13 protein-coding genes are annotated in these 16,374 nt (G+C 56.5%); 3 read left to right on the plus strand and 10 right to left on the minus strand.

All coding sequences use genetic code 11. The annotated features are described in order from the left end of the window. Nucleotides 1–49 precede the first annotated feature (49 nt). Nucleotides 50–2,152 carry an elongation factor G gene (fusA, locus tag C3451_RS15660; RefSeq protein WP_023300184.1) on the plus strand — a complete coding sequence of 701 codons (2,103 nt, stop codon included), beginning with the start codon at nt 50–52 and terminating at the stop codon, nt 2,150–2,152. 67 nt (nt 2,153–2,219) lie between these two features. Here fusA and C3451_RS15665 read toward each other — a convergent pair whose 3' ends face one another. From C3451_RS15665 to C3451_RS15675, 3 genes are all read right to left on the minus strand, one after another. Further along, nucleotides 2,220–2,645 carry a DUF3828 domain-containing protein gene (locus tag C3451_RS15665; RefSeq protein ID WP_045622529.1) on the minus strand — a complete coding sequence of 142 codons (426 nt, stop codon included), beginning with the start codon at nt 2,643–2,645 and terminating at the stop codon, nt 2,220–2,222. A 3-nt stretch (nt 2,646–2,648) separates the two neighbouring features. Beyond that, the gene (locus C3451_RS15670) at nt 2,649–2,861 is read right to left on the minus strand and encodes a hypothetical protein (protein ID WP_223862043.1); all 213 of its coding nucleotides are present in this window, start codon (nt 2,859–2,861) and stop codon (nt 2,649–2,651) included. Nucleotides 2,862–2,986: 125 nt separating this feature from the next. Further along, nucleotides 2,987–3,559 (minus strand): flavin reductase family protein, encoded by a 573-nt coding sequence (locus tag C3451_RS15675; protein WP_045622528.1) that lies wholly within the window; start codon nt 3,557–3,559, stop codon nt 2,987–2,989. A 105-nt stretch (nt 3,560–3,664) separates the two neighbouring features. Here C3451_RS15675 and nhoA point away from each other — a divergent pair, with 105 nt between their 5' ends. After that, on the plus strand, nt 3,665–4,510 hold the full coding sequence (nhoA, locus tag C3451_RS15680) for an N-hydroxyarylamine O-acetyltransferase (protein ID WP_045622526.1): 846 nt from the start codon (nt 3,665–3,667) through the stop codon (nt 4,508–4,510). Nucleotides 4,511–4,588: 78 nt separating this feature from the next. Here nhoA and narI read toward each other — a convergent pair whose 3' ends face one another. The 6 genes from narI to C3451_RS15710 all read right to left on the minus strand — a co-directional run bounded on the left by narI (nt 4,589) and on the right by C3451_RS15710 (nt 13,481). Then, a complete protein-coding gene (gene narI / locus C3451_RS15685) occupies nt 4,589–5,269 on the minus strand; it encodes a respiratory nitrate reductase subunit gamma (RefSeq protein ID WP_023306265.1) in 681 nt (226 codons plus the stop codon). After that, on the minus strand, nt 5,266–5,961 hold the full coding sequence (gene narW, locus C3451_RS15690) for a nitrate reductase molybdenum cofactor assembly chaperone (protein ID WP_022651230.1): 696 nt from the start codon (nt 5,959–5,961) through the stop codon (nt 5,266–5,268). Before narW ends, narI begins: the two co-directional genes overlap by 4 nt. Continuing rightward, entirely contained in the window at nt 5,961–7,505 is a 1,545-nt protein-coding gene (gene narH, locus C3451_RS15695; protein WP_003857031.1) for a nitrate reductase subunit beta, read from the minus strand. Before narH ends, narW begins: the two co-directional genes overlap by 1 nt. Continuing rightward, nucleotides 7,502–11,242 (minus strand): nitrate reductase subunit alpha, encoded by a 3,741-nt coding sequence (locus C3451_RS15700; RefSeq protein ID WP_045622524.1) that lies wholly within the window; start codon nt 11,240–11,242, stop codon nt 7,502–7,504. Before C3451_RS15700 ends, narH begins: the two co-directional genes overlap by 4 nt. Nucleotides 11,243–11,309: 67 nt before the next feature. Then, entirely contained in the window at nt 11,310–12,695 is a 1,386-nt protein-coding gene (locus C3451_RS15705; RefSeq protein ID WP_023300179.1) for a NarK family nitrate/nitrite MFS transporter, read from the minus strand. Nucleotides 12,696–12,905: 210 nt separating this feature from the next. Then, on the minus strand, nt 12,906–13,481 hold the full coding sequence (locus C3451_RS15710; RefSeq protein WP_022648209.1) for a TetR family transcriptional regulator: 576 nt from the start codon (nt 13,479–13,481) through the stop codon (nt 12,906–12,908). Between the two features lie 116 nt (nt 13,482–13,597). Between C3451_RS15710 and C3451_RS15715 the strand changes: the two genes are divergently transcribed. Continuing rightward, the gene (locus tag C3451_RS15715; protein WP_063139076.1) at nt 13,598–15,088 is read left to right on the plus strand and encodes an MFS transporter; all 1,491 of its coding nucleotides are present in this window, start codon (nt 13,598–13,600) and stop codon (nt 15,086–15,088) included. A 43-nt stretch (nt 15,089–15,131) separates the two neighbouring features. On the opposite strand, the gene ompC is transcribed toward C3451_RS15715, so the two are convergent. Further along, complete coding sequence (gene ompC / locus C3451_RS15720) at nt 15,132–16,205, minus strand: porin OmpC (RefSeq protein ID WP_063139077.1); 1,074 nt, start codon at nt 16,203–16,205, stop codon at nt 15,132–15,134. Nucleotides 16,206–16,374 lie beyond the last annotated feature (169 nt).

The raw sequence follows: 16,374 nt of genomic DNA on the forward strand, positions 1-16,374 counted from the left end.
CGACTATCCTGGTCGTCACAAACCCGTCATGAAGACGTAAGGAAATATCATGCCCCGACCCATTCCACTCGAACGTTATCGCAACATCGGTATCTCCGCGCATATCGATGCCGGCAAAACAACCACCACTGAGCGTATCCTGTTTTACACCGGGATGAGCCACAAGCTGGGTGAAGTACACGATGGCGCGGCAACCACCGACTGGATGGCGCAGGAGCAGGAGCGCGGGATCACCATTACGTCGGCGGCGGTGAGCTGTTTTTGGCCCGGTATGGACAGAGGCTTTGAACCGCACCGCATCAATATTATCGACACCCCCGGGCATGTGGATTTCACCATTGAGGTGGAACGTTCCATGCGTGTGCTCGACGGCGCGGTGATGGTTTATGACTCCGTCGGCGGCGTGCAGCCGCAGTCGGAAACCGTCTGGCGTCAGGCGAATAAATATCACGTCCCGCGTCTGGCATTCGTCAACAAAATGGACCGCCCGGGTGCGGATTTCTTCCGCGTGGTGCGGATGATGCAGGAGCGGCTGAAAGCTAATCCGGTCCCGATTGTGATCCCCGTGGGCGCAGAGGAACACTTCACCGGCGTGGTTGATCTCATCAAGATGCGCACCATTCTTTGGGATGATGCGACCCAGGGCATGGCGTTCACCTACGCGCCGGTGCCCGACGATCTGCTGAGCACCGCGCAGACGTGGCGAGAAAAAATGGTCTCGTCTGCGGCAGAAGCCAGCGATGAGCTTATGGATAAGTACCTTGAGACGGGTGAACTGGATGAAGCGGAAATCATCAAAGGGTTACGGATCCGGACGATCTCCGGTGAAATACAGCCCATGCTGTGCGGCAGCGCTTTCAAGAACAAGGGGGTGCAGCGCATGCTCGACGCGGTGATTGAATTGATGCCGTCTCCACTTGACGTGCCCGCTATTGATGGGGTAGACGAAGATGGACAGCACGCCGAGCGCCACCCAAGCGATGATGAACCATTCTCTGCGCTGGCCTTCAAGCTGATGAGCGATCCGTACGTCGGACAGTTGACCTTTATTCGCGTCTATTCCGGCATACTGCGCAAAGGCGACGCGGTTTATAACCCGGTAAAGGGCAAAAAAGAGCGAATCGGGCGCATCGTGCTGATGCATGCCAACGACCGCCATGAGGTGGACGAGCTGCGCACAGGGGATATTGCAGCCTGTGTCGGGCTGAAAGACGTCACCACCGGTGACACGCTGACCGACCCGAATGCGGTGATCACCCTTGAACGGATGGAGTTCCCGGACCCGGTTATTTCGCTGGCGATTGAGCCGAAAACCAAGGCCGATCAGGAGAAAATGGGGATCGCCCTACAGCGCCTGGCGGCGGAGGATCCGTCTTTCCGCCTGCACACGGACGAAGAGTCCGGTCAGACCATTATCTCCGGGATGGGCGAACTGCATCTCGAAATCATCGTTGACCGCATGAAACGTGAGTTTGGCGTTGAGGCAAACATTGGTCGTCCACAGGTCACCTACCGTGAAACCCTGCGTAAAGCGGTGAAGGATATTGAAGGTAAATTTGTCCGACAGTCCGGCGGGAAAGGGCAGTACGGTCATGTGGTCCTGAGTCTGGAGCCGTTAGCAGCCGGAAGTGGTTTTGTGTTTGAAGATGCCACCAAAGGCGGGGTAGTGCCGCGGGAGTATATCCCGTCGGTGGAAAAAGGCTTGCGAGAAGCCATGAATACGGGTGTGCTGGCGGGCTATCCGGTTGTCGATGTGAAAGCGACCCTGACGTTTGGTTCCTACCATGACGTTGACTCCTCGGAGATGGCCTTCCGCATGGCGGCGATCCTCGGTTTCAAAGAGGGCGCGCGGCGGGCGGATCCGGTTATTCTTGAGCCGGTGATGCACGTTGAAGTGGAAACGCCGGAAGAGTATGCCGGGAACATTATGGGCGATCTCTCCTCCCGCCGCGGCATGGTGCAGGGGATGGCAGAGCAGTACGGCAGCCAGATTATTCGCGCTGACGTCCCGCTGGCTGAAATGTTTGGCTACGCCACCACGCTGCGCTCGATGTCCCAGGGGCGCGCGACGTATACGATGGAGTTCCATCATTTTGCGGAAGCTCCGCGGAATGTGGCGGATGAGATTATTGCGAAGCGCGTGAAGAGCTAATTAATTACACATGGTAGTCATTTGGCTACCATGTGCCTTTATTATTACGACAGGGAGTTTATGCCTGTTACTTAATTAGCGTCGCCGATCGCACTTTCCATTTTCCTTGCTCTTCAACGAGACAATCTGCAATAACATGATCTTGCTTCTTACCAAATGCGACATAGACGTTTGTGCAAACGGCGTCAAAATCAGAATGTAAGACGGTTATCTGATTCCAGTCATCATCCCAGTCCTGCGCTTTGATAAACATATCCGCATCGGGCATATCTTTGTCGTTACTGTCGCCAGAGTACATTTCTTTAATTGCTGCAATGGTCCCTGAGGCTACGTACTCGTTCATAATGTCTGGATTGAGTACGGGCGGTTTGTTCTGATCTAACTGCGCTATATACCATTGAATGAATTTAAGCGCCGCCTGACCCGGTGCATAAATGTTTTCTGCGGCCGCGAGCGGAGAAAGGGCGAAAAGTAAAAAGTAGAGTGGTTTCATTAATCATGCCTGAACAGTTCGTAATGAGGTTGTATGTTGCGGTAAGCCTGCATTGACTAATGTGCGCCCCATATCTTTTGCCAGACGCGTGTTGGGGATTTTTAATCGACCACCCGCTCTGATCGCTTCTGTTACGTAACGAGCACAATAACCCGTGCTGCTGGGTTGCGCGTGTGATTTCGCATATGATATTGCGCCATCTTTGTTCCATGACATGGATAGTTCCTTTACGAAAGATTGTTTATGCAACAGCTTCTGAAATATCCTCCGTTTAACATCGTTATGATAAACATAAAATGCCATAGAAATTTTATATAATTCAGATGGGTATAATTAAAAAATCAATCCAGCGCCTTCACCATCTTCCCACTCGTCACAAACGTCCCGGCCCCCAGATGATGCAGCGTATTCAGCTTATCCCCGTCAAACTGCCAGCGTCCGGAGACAAATGCGCGTTCATCTGCCGCGGCGGAAACCACTTCGCCAAACAGGGTGTCATATTTCTCGGCCGCAGAAGTGACAGGTAATAACCGACACTCCATCCACGCCAGACATTTCTCTTCTATAACCGGCAGACCAAGCTCAGGGCCATGAATAACCGGGATCCCGTAGCAGTTAAATTTATCCTCGTCGCGCCCGCTGACGCTGCCGACCGCCCAGGTCCAGTTGGCTGCCGCCACGCCGGGGATCACAATGCCGAATTTCCCGCTGCGTTCGATCAACTCCCGTGACCACGCGCTTTTATCTACCACAATCGCGATACGCGGGGGTTCAAATTCCACCGGCATAGACCATGCGGCGGCCATGACGTTGCGACGATCGATGGTCTCATCCCGGCTGGTGATGAGCACGGTAGGACCGTGATTCAGAAGACGGCTGGCATGACGTAATTCAACAGGACGAAAGTGGCTCATAGGATCTCCTCATGTACACGATGAGTATGCCGAAAAAGCACTTTTGCGCATATGCATAAGGGAAAATAGTTTATAAACAGGGGATATCACATCATGGAGCAAATCATGTCCCCATTTCTGAGTGCTTATTTTGCCCGCACGGACTGGCAGCAGCCCGTACAGGTTAATATCGATACCCTGCGGGGGCTCCATTTACACCATAACTGCGCGATCCCTTTTGAAAATATTGACGTCGTTTTGCCGCGGGAAATTCATCTGGACGACGGGTGTCTGGTGGATAAACTGGTCACCGCGCGTCGGGGGGGATATTGCTTCGAGCAAAATGGCCTGTTTGAACGGGTGTTGCGCGAAGTTGGGTTTACGGTACGCAGCGTGCTGGGGCGGGTTGTGCTGGCGAATCCGTCGCAGATGCCGCCGCGCACGCACCGGTTGCTGCTGGTTGAGCTGAACGGCGAGCGCTGGATCGCTGATGTAGGATTTGGCGGACAAACGCTGACGGCGCCGATTCGTTTGATCGCCAACGAGGAGCAGAAAACCCCGCACGGGTGCTATCGTTTGCTGAGTGAGGGTAACGACTGGGTACTGCAATTCCGCCATCACGAGCACTGGCAGTCAATGTACCAATTTGACCTGGGGACCCAGTACTTCAACGATTACGTGATGGGTAACTTCTGGTCGGCGCACTGGCCTCAGTCCCATTTTCGTCATCACCTGCTGATGTGTCGCCACCTGTCGGACGGGGGCAAGCTGACGCTGACCAACTTTAATTTTACCCACTGGCAGAACGGTCATGTGGAGGAGCAGATCCATTTGCCGGATGCGGAGGCGCTATATAAGCTGATGCAGGACCGGTTTGGCCTGGGCGTTGATGACCCGAAGCACGGCTTTACGCTGGCAGAGCTGACGGCAGTAATGGCAGGGTTTGATACGCATCCGCAGGCGGGGAAATAGCCCGGTGGCGACTACGCCTTACCGGGCCTACGGGCGTGTGAACATAGGTCGGGTAAGGCGTAGCCGCCACCCGACAAATCAACGGCGCGATCTCACCACCTGATACCGACGCGTGAAGTACTCAAACGGCGCGCTCCACACGTGCACCAGGCGGGTGAACGGGAAGATGAGGAAGATCGTCATCCCCAGCACCAGATGCACGCGGAAGATCGGCGCGACGCCGCTCAGCATTTCCGACGAGCCGCCCCTAAACGTGACGATCCCCTGCGCCCAGCCGACCAGCTTCATCATCTCGCTTCCGTCAGGGTACTGAGCGGAGAAAGGAATGGTCGACAGCCCAAGGATGCACTGAAGCAGCAGGATACTCATGATGATAATATCCGGCGTGGTGGACGTGGCGCGCACCCGCTGGTTGAACAGGCGTCGGATCAAAAGCATCGACCCACCGATCAGCGTCAGCACCCCGCAAATACCTCCCGCAATCATGGCTAACTGCTGTTTAACCGCGACGGGTAAAAACCAGGCGTACATCCAGTGCGGGGTTAACATGCCGAACAGGTGCCCGAAGAAGATCCCCAGAATCCCAATATGAAACAGGTTCGAAGCCCAGTTCATCCCGCGCTTGCTGAGCATCTGGCTTGATGACGCCCGCCAGGTGTACTGCCCATAGTCGTAGCGCAACCAACTGCCGAGGAAGAAGACGGTGGCGCAGATGTACGGATAAATGTCATAGAAAAACACGTTCAGGTAATGAGTCATTTTGGGCCTCCGGCGCTGACGTCCACGTACTGCGGCGCGACGTCCTGGCTAAAGCGTCGTTGATATTGCTGCATCGGCGAACTGTCGCACGATGTGGCGTTGTCTTCGATAAACTTGACCTGTTCCTCTTCCCACACGGCGTCCAGCGCCTGACGGGTATCATCACGTTTTTCACCGGATACCTGTTTCGCCACGCTGTCGCTGGAAAGCCGTGTTTCCGCCAGCGACAGCAGGGCGTCAAACAGCTGGTAATGCGCTACCTCGCGCTGTTTCAGGCGGCCTCCAATCAGCGCCAGTATAGGCGCGACGTTTTGCAGCCCTTCACGCGCCTCGTCGTCGCTGACGATACTGAGATATTCCAGATAGAGCGGCAGATAGTCCGGCAGCTCGCGGCAGTCCAGCTCAAGACCCGCTTTTTCATACTGGCTCATCAGGTCGACCATCGCCTGACCGCGATCGCGCGACTCGGCGTGAACGTGCTCGAACAGCAGCAGCGACGTTGCGCGTCCCCGCTCGAAGACTTCACACCATTCGGCTTGCTTATCCAGCAGCGGGGCGCTCAGGTGCTGCTGCGCAAACGGCAGCAGCATGGGCGCATCCTGTTCCACCAGGGAAAGCGCTTCGTCACGGTTTTCCCACAGCAGCTCATCGGGATACTCAATGAGCAGCGCGATGATTTTGAGGATTTGCATTACTCTCCCTCCCCGTGATCGCGCACTTCGGTGATGTTGATCGCGTCGATGCGGCTGCTGTTGAAGAGGTTGAATTTGGTGTCGGAGCCGTGACAGCCGTCGCCGAAGGTGAAGCCGCAGCCGTTTTTCTCCGGGAAAGCGTCGCGTGCCATTTCGCGGTGGCTGGTCGGGATCACGAAGCGGTCTTCGTAGTTGGCGATAGCCAGATAGCGGTACATCTCCTCAACCTGTGCTTCGGTCAGGCCCACTTCTTCGATGGCGCGAGTGTCGGTCACGCCTTCCACGGTCTGGGAACGCTTGTAGTGGCGCATCGCCATCATGCGCTTCAGGGCGCGCAGCACCGGACCGGTATCGCCCGCGCTGAGCATGTTTGCCAGGTACTGCACCGGAATGCGCAGGCTTTCGACCGCAGGCAGCACGCCGTCGCTCTGCGGCAGACCACCCGCGTCGGCGTAGGACTGAATCGGTGACAGCGGCGGCACATACCAGACCATTGGCAGGGTGCGGTATTCCGGGTGTAGCGGCAGGGCGAGCTTCCAGTCCATCGCCATTTTGTAAACCGGGGAACGCTGTGCCGCGTCAATGACGTTCTGCGGAATACCCTGTTTCAGCGCTTCCTCAATCACCGCCGGATCGTTCGGGTTAAGGAACACGTCGCACTGGCGCTCGTACAGATCGGTTTCATGCTCGGTGCTGGCCGCCTCTTCAATGCGGTCTGCGTCATACAGCAGCACCCCGAGATAGCGGATGCGCCCGACGCAGGTTTCCGAGCAGACAGTCGGCTGGCCGGACTCGATGCGCGGATAGCAGAAGATGCACTTTTCTGACTTGCCGCTTTTCCAGTTGAAGTAGATTTTCTTGTACGGACAGCCGCTGATGCACAGTCGCCAGCCGCGGCATTTGTCCTGGTCGATCAGCACAATGCCGTCCTCTTCGCGTTTGTAAATCGCACCGCTCGGGCAGGTGGCGACGCAGCTCGGGTTCAGGCAGTGCTCGCACAGGCGCGGCAGGTACATCATGAAGGTGTTTTCGAACTGGCCGTACATCTCTTTCTGGATCTTCTGAAAGTTTCGATCGCGGGCGCGTTTTTCGAACTCGCCGCCCAGCAGTTCCTCCCAGTTTGGTCCCCAGACGATCTTATCCATCCGCTTACCGTCGATCAGCGAACGTGGGCGGGCGGTAGGGAGGTGATCCCCCTCCGGGGCGCGGTGCAGATCCTGGTAATCGAAGGTGAAAGGTTCATAGTAATCGTCAATCTGCGGCAACACGGGGTTGGCGAAAATTTTCGACAGGACGCCCATTTTTCCGCCGAGGCGTGGGGTCAGCTTGCCGTGAATACCGCGGATCCAGCCGCCTTGCCACTCATCCTGATCTTCCCAGTTTTTCGGATAGCCAATACCCGGTTTGGTTTCGACGTTATTGAACCACGCGTACTCCATCCCTTCGCGCCCGGTCCAGACGTTCTTACAGGTGACCGAGCAGGTGTGGCAGCCAATGCATTTATCGAGATTCAGTACCATGCCAACCTGTGAGCGTATTTTCATTTTTTCGCCTCCTGTACCTGATCCCGACCTTCGCCGTCCAGCCAGTTAATGTTTTTCATTTTGCGGATCATAATAAACTCGTCGCGGTTCGAGCCGACGGTGCCGTAATAGTTAAAGCTGTACGCCAGCTGCGCGTAGCCGCCAATCATGTGGGTCGGTTTCGGACAGACGCGGGTGACCGAGTTGTGGATCCCGCCGCGCCGTCCGGTCACTTCTGACCCCGGAATGTTCAGAATGCGCTCCTGAGCGTGGTACATCATGGTCATGCCCGGCGGCACGCGCTGGCTGACCACCGCGCGGGCGGTGAGGGCGCCGTTGGCGTTGAAGGCTTCGATCCAGTCGTTGTCCTCAATCCCCAGCTCGCGCGCGTCGGTTTCGCTGATCCAGACGATTGGCCCCCCGCGTGACAGGGTCTGCATCAGCAGGTTTTCGCTGTAGGTGGAGTGAATGCCCCATTTCTGGTGCGGCGTCAGGAAGTTAAGCGCTTTTTCCGGGAAGCCATTCGGCGGGATCTCGCGCATATGGGTGACGCTGCGGGTATCAATCGGTGGACGATAGGCCACCAGACTTTCACCGAAGGCGCGCATCCAGGCGTGATCCTGATACAGCTGCTGGCGGCCGGAAATCGTGCGCCACGGGATCAGCTCGTGAACGTTGGTATAGCCTGCGTTATACGACACGTGCTCGCTCTCAAGGCCGGACCACGTTGGGCTGGAGATAATTTTGCGCGGCTGCGCCTGAATATCGCGGAAGCGGATTTTCTCGTCTTCTTTGTTCAGCGCCAGATGGGTGTGATCGCGCCCGGTCAGTTCGCCGAGGGCCTCCCAGGCTTTGACCGCGACCTGACCGTTGGTTTCCGGCGCAAGAGCGAGGATCACCTCTGAAGCATCAATGGCCGTTTCAATGCGCGGTCGGCCTTTGGCCGGGCCGTCGAGCTTGACGTAATTGAGCTTGCCGAGGAAATCGACTTCGTTTTGCGTGTTCCACGATATGCCTTTTCCGCCGTTGCCGAGCTTGTCCAGTAGCGGACCGAGAGAAGTGAAGCGCTCGTAGGTTTCCGGATAGTTGCGCTCGACGACCGCAATGTTTGGCGCGGTTTTACCGGGGATGAGATCGCACTCGCCTTTGCGCCAGTCCAGAATATCAAAAGGCTGCGACAGTTCCCCCGGGGAGTCATGCTGTAGCGGCTGTAGCACCACGTCAGTTTCGGTGCCGAGATGCCCGACGCACACTTCAGAGAAGACTTTGGCGATGCCTTTGTAGATCTCCCAGTCGCTGCGGGACTCCCACGCGGGGTCAACGGCGGCAGAGAGCGGGTGAATAAACGGATGCATGTCCGAGGTATTCATATCGTCTTTTTCATACCAGGTGGCGGTCGGCAGGACGATATCCGAGAACAGGCAGGTGCTGGACATACGGAAATCGAGCGTCACCAGCAGATCCAGCTTGCCCTCAATGGCGGCGGTTTGCCATTCCACCTCTTCAGGTTTGACATCATCCGTTGAGCCTAAATCCTCGCCCTGAATCCCGCTCTCGGTGCCAAGCAGGTATTTGAGCATGTACTCATGGCCTTTTCCGGACGAGCCAAGCAGGTTAGAACGCCAGACAAACAGGTTGCGCGGGTGGTTCTTGCCGTTGTCCGGCTGTTCGCAGGCAAAGCGAATATCGCCCGATTTTAACGCCTGCACGGTGTAATCCTGCGGCGACATCCCGGCGGCGTCGGCGCGGGCCTTAACGTGCAGCGGGTTGAGGTTGAGCTGCGGCGCGGAAGGGAGCCAGCCCATGCGCTCGGCGCGGACGTTGAAATCAATCAGGTGACCGGTGAATTTCGACGCGTCTGCAAGAGGAGAAAGCAGCTCCTGTGCGGTGAGCTTCTCATAGCGCCACTGGCTGGCGTGGTTGTAGAAGTAAGAGGTGCTGTTCATCTGGCGCGGCGGACGGTTCCAGTCCAGTGCGAAGGCCAGCGGCAGCCAGCCGGTTTGCGGGCGCAGTTTCTCCTGGCCGACATAGTGCGACCAGCCGCCGCCGCTTTGCCCGACGCAGCCGCAGAAGACCAGCATGTTGATCATCCCGCGGTAGTTCATGTCCATGTGGTACCAGTGGTTCACACCGGCCCCGAGGATGATCATCGAACGACCATGGGTTTTGTGCGCCGTGTCGGCAAATTCACGGGCGATTTTTTCTATCAGGTAAGCGGGTACGCCGGTAATTTGTTCGCCCCAGGCCGGGGTGTAGGCTTTGATCTCGGCGTAGTTTGCCGCCGCGTTACTGTCTTCCAGACCGCGATCGAGGCCGTAGTTTGCGAGCACCAGATCGTACACGCTGACCACGCGTCTCGGGCTGCCGTCGGCCAGCGTCAGGGTTTTACTCGGTACGCGGCGCGTCAGCACCGGCTCCTGCTTCACGCTGCGGAAATGCGGGTTCTCGTTGCCCCCGAAGTAAGGGAAGGCCACGTCTGCCACACTGTCGTGGGTGATGAGCAGGGAAAGCGTCAGCTCGGTCTCCTGTCCCGCGGCCAGCGACTCCAGGTTCCATTTGCCTTTTTCGCCCCAGCGGAAACCGATAGAGCCGTTCGGCGCCACCAGATTTCCGGCGACGTCAAAGGCGATGGTTTTCCACTCCGGATTATTGGTTTCACCCAGCCCGTCGGCCAGATCCGACGCGCGCAGCATGCGGCCCGGCACCACGCGACCATCAGCCTGTTCATCCAGCAGGACCAGCATCGGCATGTCGGTGTAGCGGCGGCAATAGTTGAGGAAGTAATCGCTCGGGTTATCAAGGTGGAACTCTTTGAGGATCACATGCCCCATCGCCATGGCGAGGGCGCTGTCGGTACCCTGTTTGGGGGCCAGCCACTGGTCGCTGAGCTTCGCCACCTCCGAGAAGTCCGGCGTAATGGCGACGGTCTTGGTGCCTTTGTAACGCACTTCGGTAAAGAAGTGGGCGTCCGGGGTACGCGTCTGCGGCACGTTCGAGCCCCAGGCAATGATATAGCTGGAGTTGTACCAGTCCGCCGATTCCGGCACGTCGGTCTGCTCGCCCCAGGTCATCGGCGATGCCGGAGGCAGATCGCAGTACCAGTCATAGAAGCTCAGGCAGGTGCCGCCGAGCAGGGAGAGATAGCGCGTACCGGCGGCATAAGAGACCATCGACATGGCCGGGATGGGGGAAAAACCGGCTACCCGATCCGGGCCGTAGTTTTTGATGGTCCAGACGTTGGCGGCAGCAATCAGCTGGTTAAGCTCTTTCCAGTTTGAGCGGATAAACCCGCCTTTACCGCGCGCCTTTCTGTAGCTTTGCGCTTTCTGTGGATCGTTCTGAATGGCATCCCAGGCCAGCACCGGATCGGTATGCTGCGCCAGCGCCTCGCGCCAGAGCTCGATCAGCCTGCGGCGTACCAGCGGGTACTTGAGACGGTTGGCGCTGTAGAGATACCAGGAGTAGCTTGCGCCACGCGGGCAGCCGCGCGGTTCGTGGTTAGGCAGGTCGGGGCGGGTACGCGGGTAGTCGGTCTGCTGGGTTTCCCATGTCACCAGGCCATTTTTGACATAAATCTTCCAGCTACAGGAGCCGGTGCAGTTAACGCCGTGGGTGGATCGCACAATCTTGTCGAACTGCCAGCGCTGACGGTAACTGTCCTCCCAGTCACGGTTGGTGTGGTACACCTGGCCGTGCCCATCGGCGAAACTGTCGCCTTTTGTTTTGAAGTAACGGAAGCGGTCCAACAGTTTGCTCATGACATTTCTCCTGCTTCGATAACATGGCCGGAGGGTGAGGCATCACGCTCCGGCGAAGAGGTAGTTATTATTTTTGTGAGGATTTGCGGCCGTACACCAGCCAGGTGACGAGCACGCAGACGATGTAAAACACGAGGAAGACTTTCATGGCGCCCACCGGGGAACCGGTCATCGCCAGGGAGGTGCCAAAGGCTTTGGGAATAAAGAACCCGCCCACCGCACCGATGGCAGAGATAAAGCCCAGCGCCGCAGCCGTTTCGGTCACCGCTTCATGCTGTGCCTGTTCATCGCTCCCGCCCTGTTTTTTCACGCGGTCGAGGGTGATTTGGCGAAAGATAATCGCGATCATCTGGAAGGTCGAGCCGCTACCCAGGCCTGCGGTCAGAAACAGGCCCATAAAGACCAGATAGAAGGCGATAAAGCTGCCTGAACCAGACCCGGGGAGCGTCAGGAAAATCAGGGCGCTAAAGATGGCCATAAAGACGAAGTTGATCAGCGTCACCCTTACGCCGCCCAGCCTGTCTGAAATCATCCCGCCAGCCGAACGCGCCAGGGCGCCGATCAGTGGGCCAAAGAAGGCGAGGTGGAGGATATTAACGTCCGGAAACTGGGTTTTCGACAGCATGGCAAAGCCTGCCGAGAAACCGATAAACGAGCCGAAGGTTGCCAGATAAAGCAGGCTCAGCAGCCAGAGATGAAAGCGCTTAAGCACCGGAAGCTGGCTGGCAATGGACGCTTTCGAGCTGGCGATGTCGTTCATGCCAAAAAACGCCGCAATGGTGGCCAGAATCAGCAGCGGCGCCCAGATCCACGCCGCGTTCGCCAGCCACATCGTCGAGCCATCCTCCTGCGGTACGCCGTGCACGCCGAGGAAGGTAAACATCGGCAGGAAAATCACCAGCGGCGCAACCAGCTGCATCACACTCACGCCCAGGTTACCCAGCCCGCCGTTAATGCCCAGTGCGCTACCCTGTCTGGCTTTCGGGAAGAAGAAGCTGATGTTTCCCATACTGGAAGCGAAGTTGGCACCGGCAAAACCGCAAAGCAGCGCGATGATGATGAAGATCCAATAGGGCGTGGCGGTATTCTGAATGGCGATCCCAAGCCAGACACAGGGTACGACCAGGATAACGGTGCTTAACACGGTCCAGTAACGCCCGCCAAATATCGGCACCATAAAAGAGTAGGGGACTCGCAATATCGCGCCGGAGAGAGAAGGTAATGCCGTTAGCATAAAAAGCTGATCGGTGCTGAAATTAAATCCGACCTTATTAAGATTTACCGCAATAGCGCTAAACAACATCCAGACGCAAAACGCGAGCAGCAAACACCCCACGGAAATCCACAGGTTTCTTCGTGCGATATGTTTCCCTTTATTCTCCCAAAATTGCGCGTTTTCCGGTTTCCAGTTACTCAACAGATGCTGATTACTCTTCTCGCTTTGATGTGACATATCACCCTCTTGCTTACCGAAGTGGAGAGAAAAAAGAAGGAAAAACAGAAAGATACCTGTCAGTGGCGTATGAAATTTATAGGATGTTATGGGATACATCTGAAAGGATAGATAAAAAAGCGAATCCCTGAGTTTGGAATGGGAATCAGGGTTCGCTTTATGTGTTACTAATTGTAACTCTTTGCGGAAATTAATACTCCGATGGGAGTATTAAAACAATTCGAGGGAGATAAGTTTATCCAGATGCTTATTAAATGCCGCGTCGTCCATTTCAGGCATATTTAAGACGTATATGCCATCCAGGCCACATACCAGACCAATTAAACGCCAGGCGATATTTTCCGGCTGATCAGCAAGCGTAAAGGCGTTGGCCTCCGCACCGGCGCGGATAATTGCGACCGTTTCCTGGTGCCACATCTCCATGGTCAAAACGTAGGCGCTTTTGATATCGCTATCCCGGCTGGCGAGAATTTGCGCCTCCCGCCACAGCCGAATGTAGGGCTCAAACCCGCCGTCATCGCTGCCGAGCATGGCATGCAGGCGCTCGCGCCAGCCTGCGTTTTCGCCAACGATTTCAGCATCCAGCAAATCGCGGATCAGCCTGACAAACGCCAGCGATTTAAGCTCGCCCGCCGACGCAAAGTGGTGATGCACCTGCCCGGTGGCGACGCCCGCTTCGGTAGCGATTCGGCGCACGGTCATCGCAGCGAATCCTTCGGTCAGCGCCACGCGCATTGCGGCCTGTAGGATCTCTTCCCGCCGCTCGTCCTTGCTCAGATAACGCATAATTTCTCACTCTCAATGGCAACGAAACGAGTGTAACAAATAGCTGGACAAGTGTTCAACTTTACGTAGGATCGCAATCTGGACATGTGTCCAGTTTTTAACTGAAAAGGAAATTTATGTTTCGTCAGTGGTTAGCGTTAGTGATTATCGTGCTGGTGTATATCCCGGTGGCGATTGACGCGACGGTGCTGCACGTGGCGGCGCCAACATTGAGCATGACGCTGGGTGCCAGCGGCAACGAATTGCTGTGGATTATTGATATTTACTCGCTGGTGATGGCGGGGATGGTGCTGCCGATGGGCGCGCTGGGCGATCGCATAGGTTTTAAGCGCCTGCTGATGATCGGCAGCGTGCTGTTTGGCCTGTCATCGTTAGCGGCGGCTTTTGCGCCGTCCGCGGGCTGGCTGATTGCCGCCCGCGCGTCGCTGGCGATTGGCGCGGCGATGATCATTCCGGCTACGCTTGCAGGGATCCGCACGCTGTTTATTGACGTGCGGCACCGTAACATCGCCCTTGGCGTCTGGGCTGCCGTTGGGTCGGGCGGCGCGGCGTTTGGCCCGCTGATTGGCGGCATCCTGCTGGAGCACTTTTACTGGGGTTCGGTCTTCCTGATTAACGTGCCGATCGTGCTGATCGTGGTTTCGCTTGCTGCGCGCTTTGTGCCTGCTCAGCAGGGTCGGCCCGAGCAGCCGCTCAATATCAGCCATGCCATTATGCTGATTGTCGCCATTTTACTGCTGGTCTACAGCGCCAAAACCGCCCTGAAAGGGGTGCTGTCGCCGTGGATGGTGGCCTCTACGCTGCTTACCGGGGCGGTGATGCTGTTTATTTTCGTCCGTATCCAGTTGCGCGCGCGCGTGCCAATGATCGACATGCGTCTGTTTTGCCATCGCATTATTTTAAGCGGCGTGGTCATGGCGATGACCGCCATGATTGCGCTGGTGGGCTTTGAACTGCTGATGGCGCAGGAGTTGCAGTTCGTGCATGGTTTTACGCCGTTTGAAGCAGGGATATTTATGCTGCCGGTGATGGTGGCGAGCGGATTTAGCGGGCCGATCGCGGGTGTGCTGGTCGGGCGTCTGGGGCTGCGCATTGTCGCGGCCGGAGGCATGGGGCTAAGCGCGATCAGTTTTATCGGCCTGTCGACGCTCGATTTCAGCACCCAACAGTGGCAGGCGTGGAGCCTGATGGTGCTGCTGGGCTTCAGTGCCGCCAGCGCACTGCTGGCATCGACGTCAGCGATCATGGCTGCCGCGCCGAAAGAGAAAGCGGCCGCCGCAGGCGCGATCGAAACCATGTCCTACGAGCTGGGCGCTGGTCTCGGGATCGCCATTTTCGGTCTGTTGTTAACCCGCAGCTTTTCGGCGTCAATTGTACTGCCGCAGGGGCTGAGCGCGTCGCTGACCGATAAAGCCTCGTCGTCCATCGGTGAAGCGATGAAGGTCGCGCAGGAGCTGACGCCGTCACTGGCCGAGCCGGTGATGACGGCGGCGAAAACCGCGTTCATCACCTCGCACAGCGTGGCCCTGGGCAGTGCGGGAGCCATGCTGATGATTCTGGCGATCGGGATCTGGTTTAGTCTGGCGAAGGTCGGAGGGCAGCAGTAAAAAAAGGCCAGCCGCGAGGGCTGGCCTTTTGAACTAACACCTCTTAGAACTGGTAGGTCAGACCTACAGCCACGATGTTGTCGGTAGCCACTTTGGCATCTTTGGTGAACTGGCTGTCATCCACGAGGTTGATTTTGTAATCAACGTAGGTGGACATGTTTTTGTTGAAGTAGTAGCTCGCGCCAACGTCAACGTATTCAACCAGGTCCTGGTCGCCATAAGAACCGATGTCTTTACCTTTGGATTTCAGGTAAGCGATGGATGGACGCAGACCGAAGTCAAACTGGTACTGAGCCACAACTTCGAAGTTCTGTGCTTTGTTGGCAACGTGACCGCTACCGAACGCCGTCATGTTGCGGGTTTCAGAGTAGGTGGTTGCCAGGTAGATGTTGTTCGCATCGTACTTCAGGCCAGCAGCCCAGACTTCTGCGTTTTCGCCACCGGCGTTCATGTTGCTTGCAGCACGAACCTGACGGTCAGTACGGTCAGATTTCGCGTAGGTCGCACCCACACCGAAGCCGTCGAATTCATAGGTAGAAGACAGACCCCAGCCGTCACCGTTGGATTCGGTGATCTCTGAACGGTCGTTTTTACCCTGGTACTGGGCAGCCACGTTCAGGCCGTCAACCAGACCAAAGAAGTCGGTGTTACGGTAGGTGGCAACGCCAGTGGTACGACCGGTCATGAAGCCGTCAGTCTGCGTCCAGGTATCGCCACCGAACTCTGGCAGAACGTCAGTCCATGCGCCGATGTCATAAGCAACACCGTAGTTACGACCGTAGTCGAAGGAACCGAATTCATCGAATTTCAGACCAGCGAAGGCCAGACGGGTTTTGTTGCCGTCGGAACCCTGAGCTTCAGAGCGGTTGCCCTTGAACTCATATTCCCACTGGCCGTATCCGGTCAGCTGATCGTTGATCTGAGTTTCACCTTTGAAGCCCAGACGAACGTATGTTTTGTCGCCGTCGCTACCAGCATCATCAGAAAAATAGTGCAGACCAGTAACTTTGCCGTACAGATCCAGTTTGTTACCGTCTTTGTTAAAAACTTCAGCCGCGTTAACAACGCCAGCCGCCAACATGGAAGTCACTGCCACTGCAACTAATTTAAGTTTCATCTTAACTAACCCTTATAATTTTATTTAGGTATTTCCTAAGCCTGACCTGCTCCCCGTTGATTAGTACACCCCGATGTTAGTAATGTCTTCATAAGCCACATGAGGACATCCCCATGAAGAAGCGTTTTTCCGATGAACAGATCATCAGTATTCTCCGCGAAGCCGAAGC

The organism is Enterobacter sp. 301B (assembly GCF_003850715.1).
GTDB classification, from domain to species: Bacteria; Pseudomonadota; Gammaproteobacteria; order Enterobacterales; family Enterobacteriaceae; genus Enterobacter; species Enterobacter intestinihominis.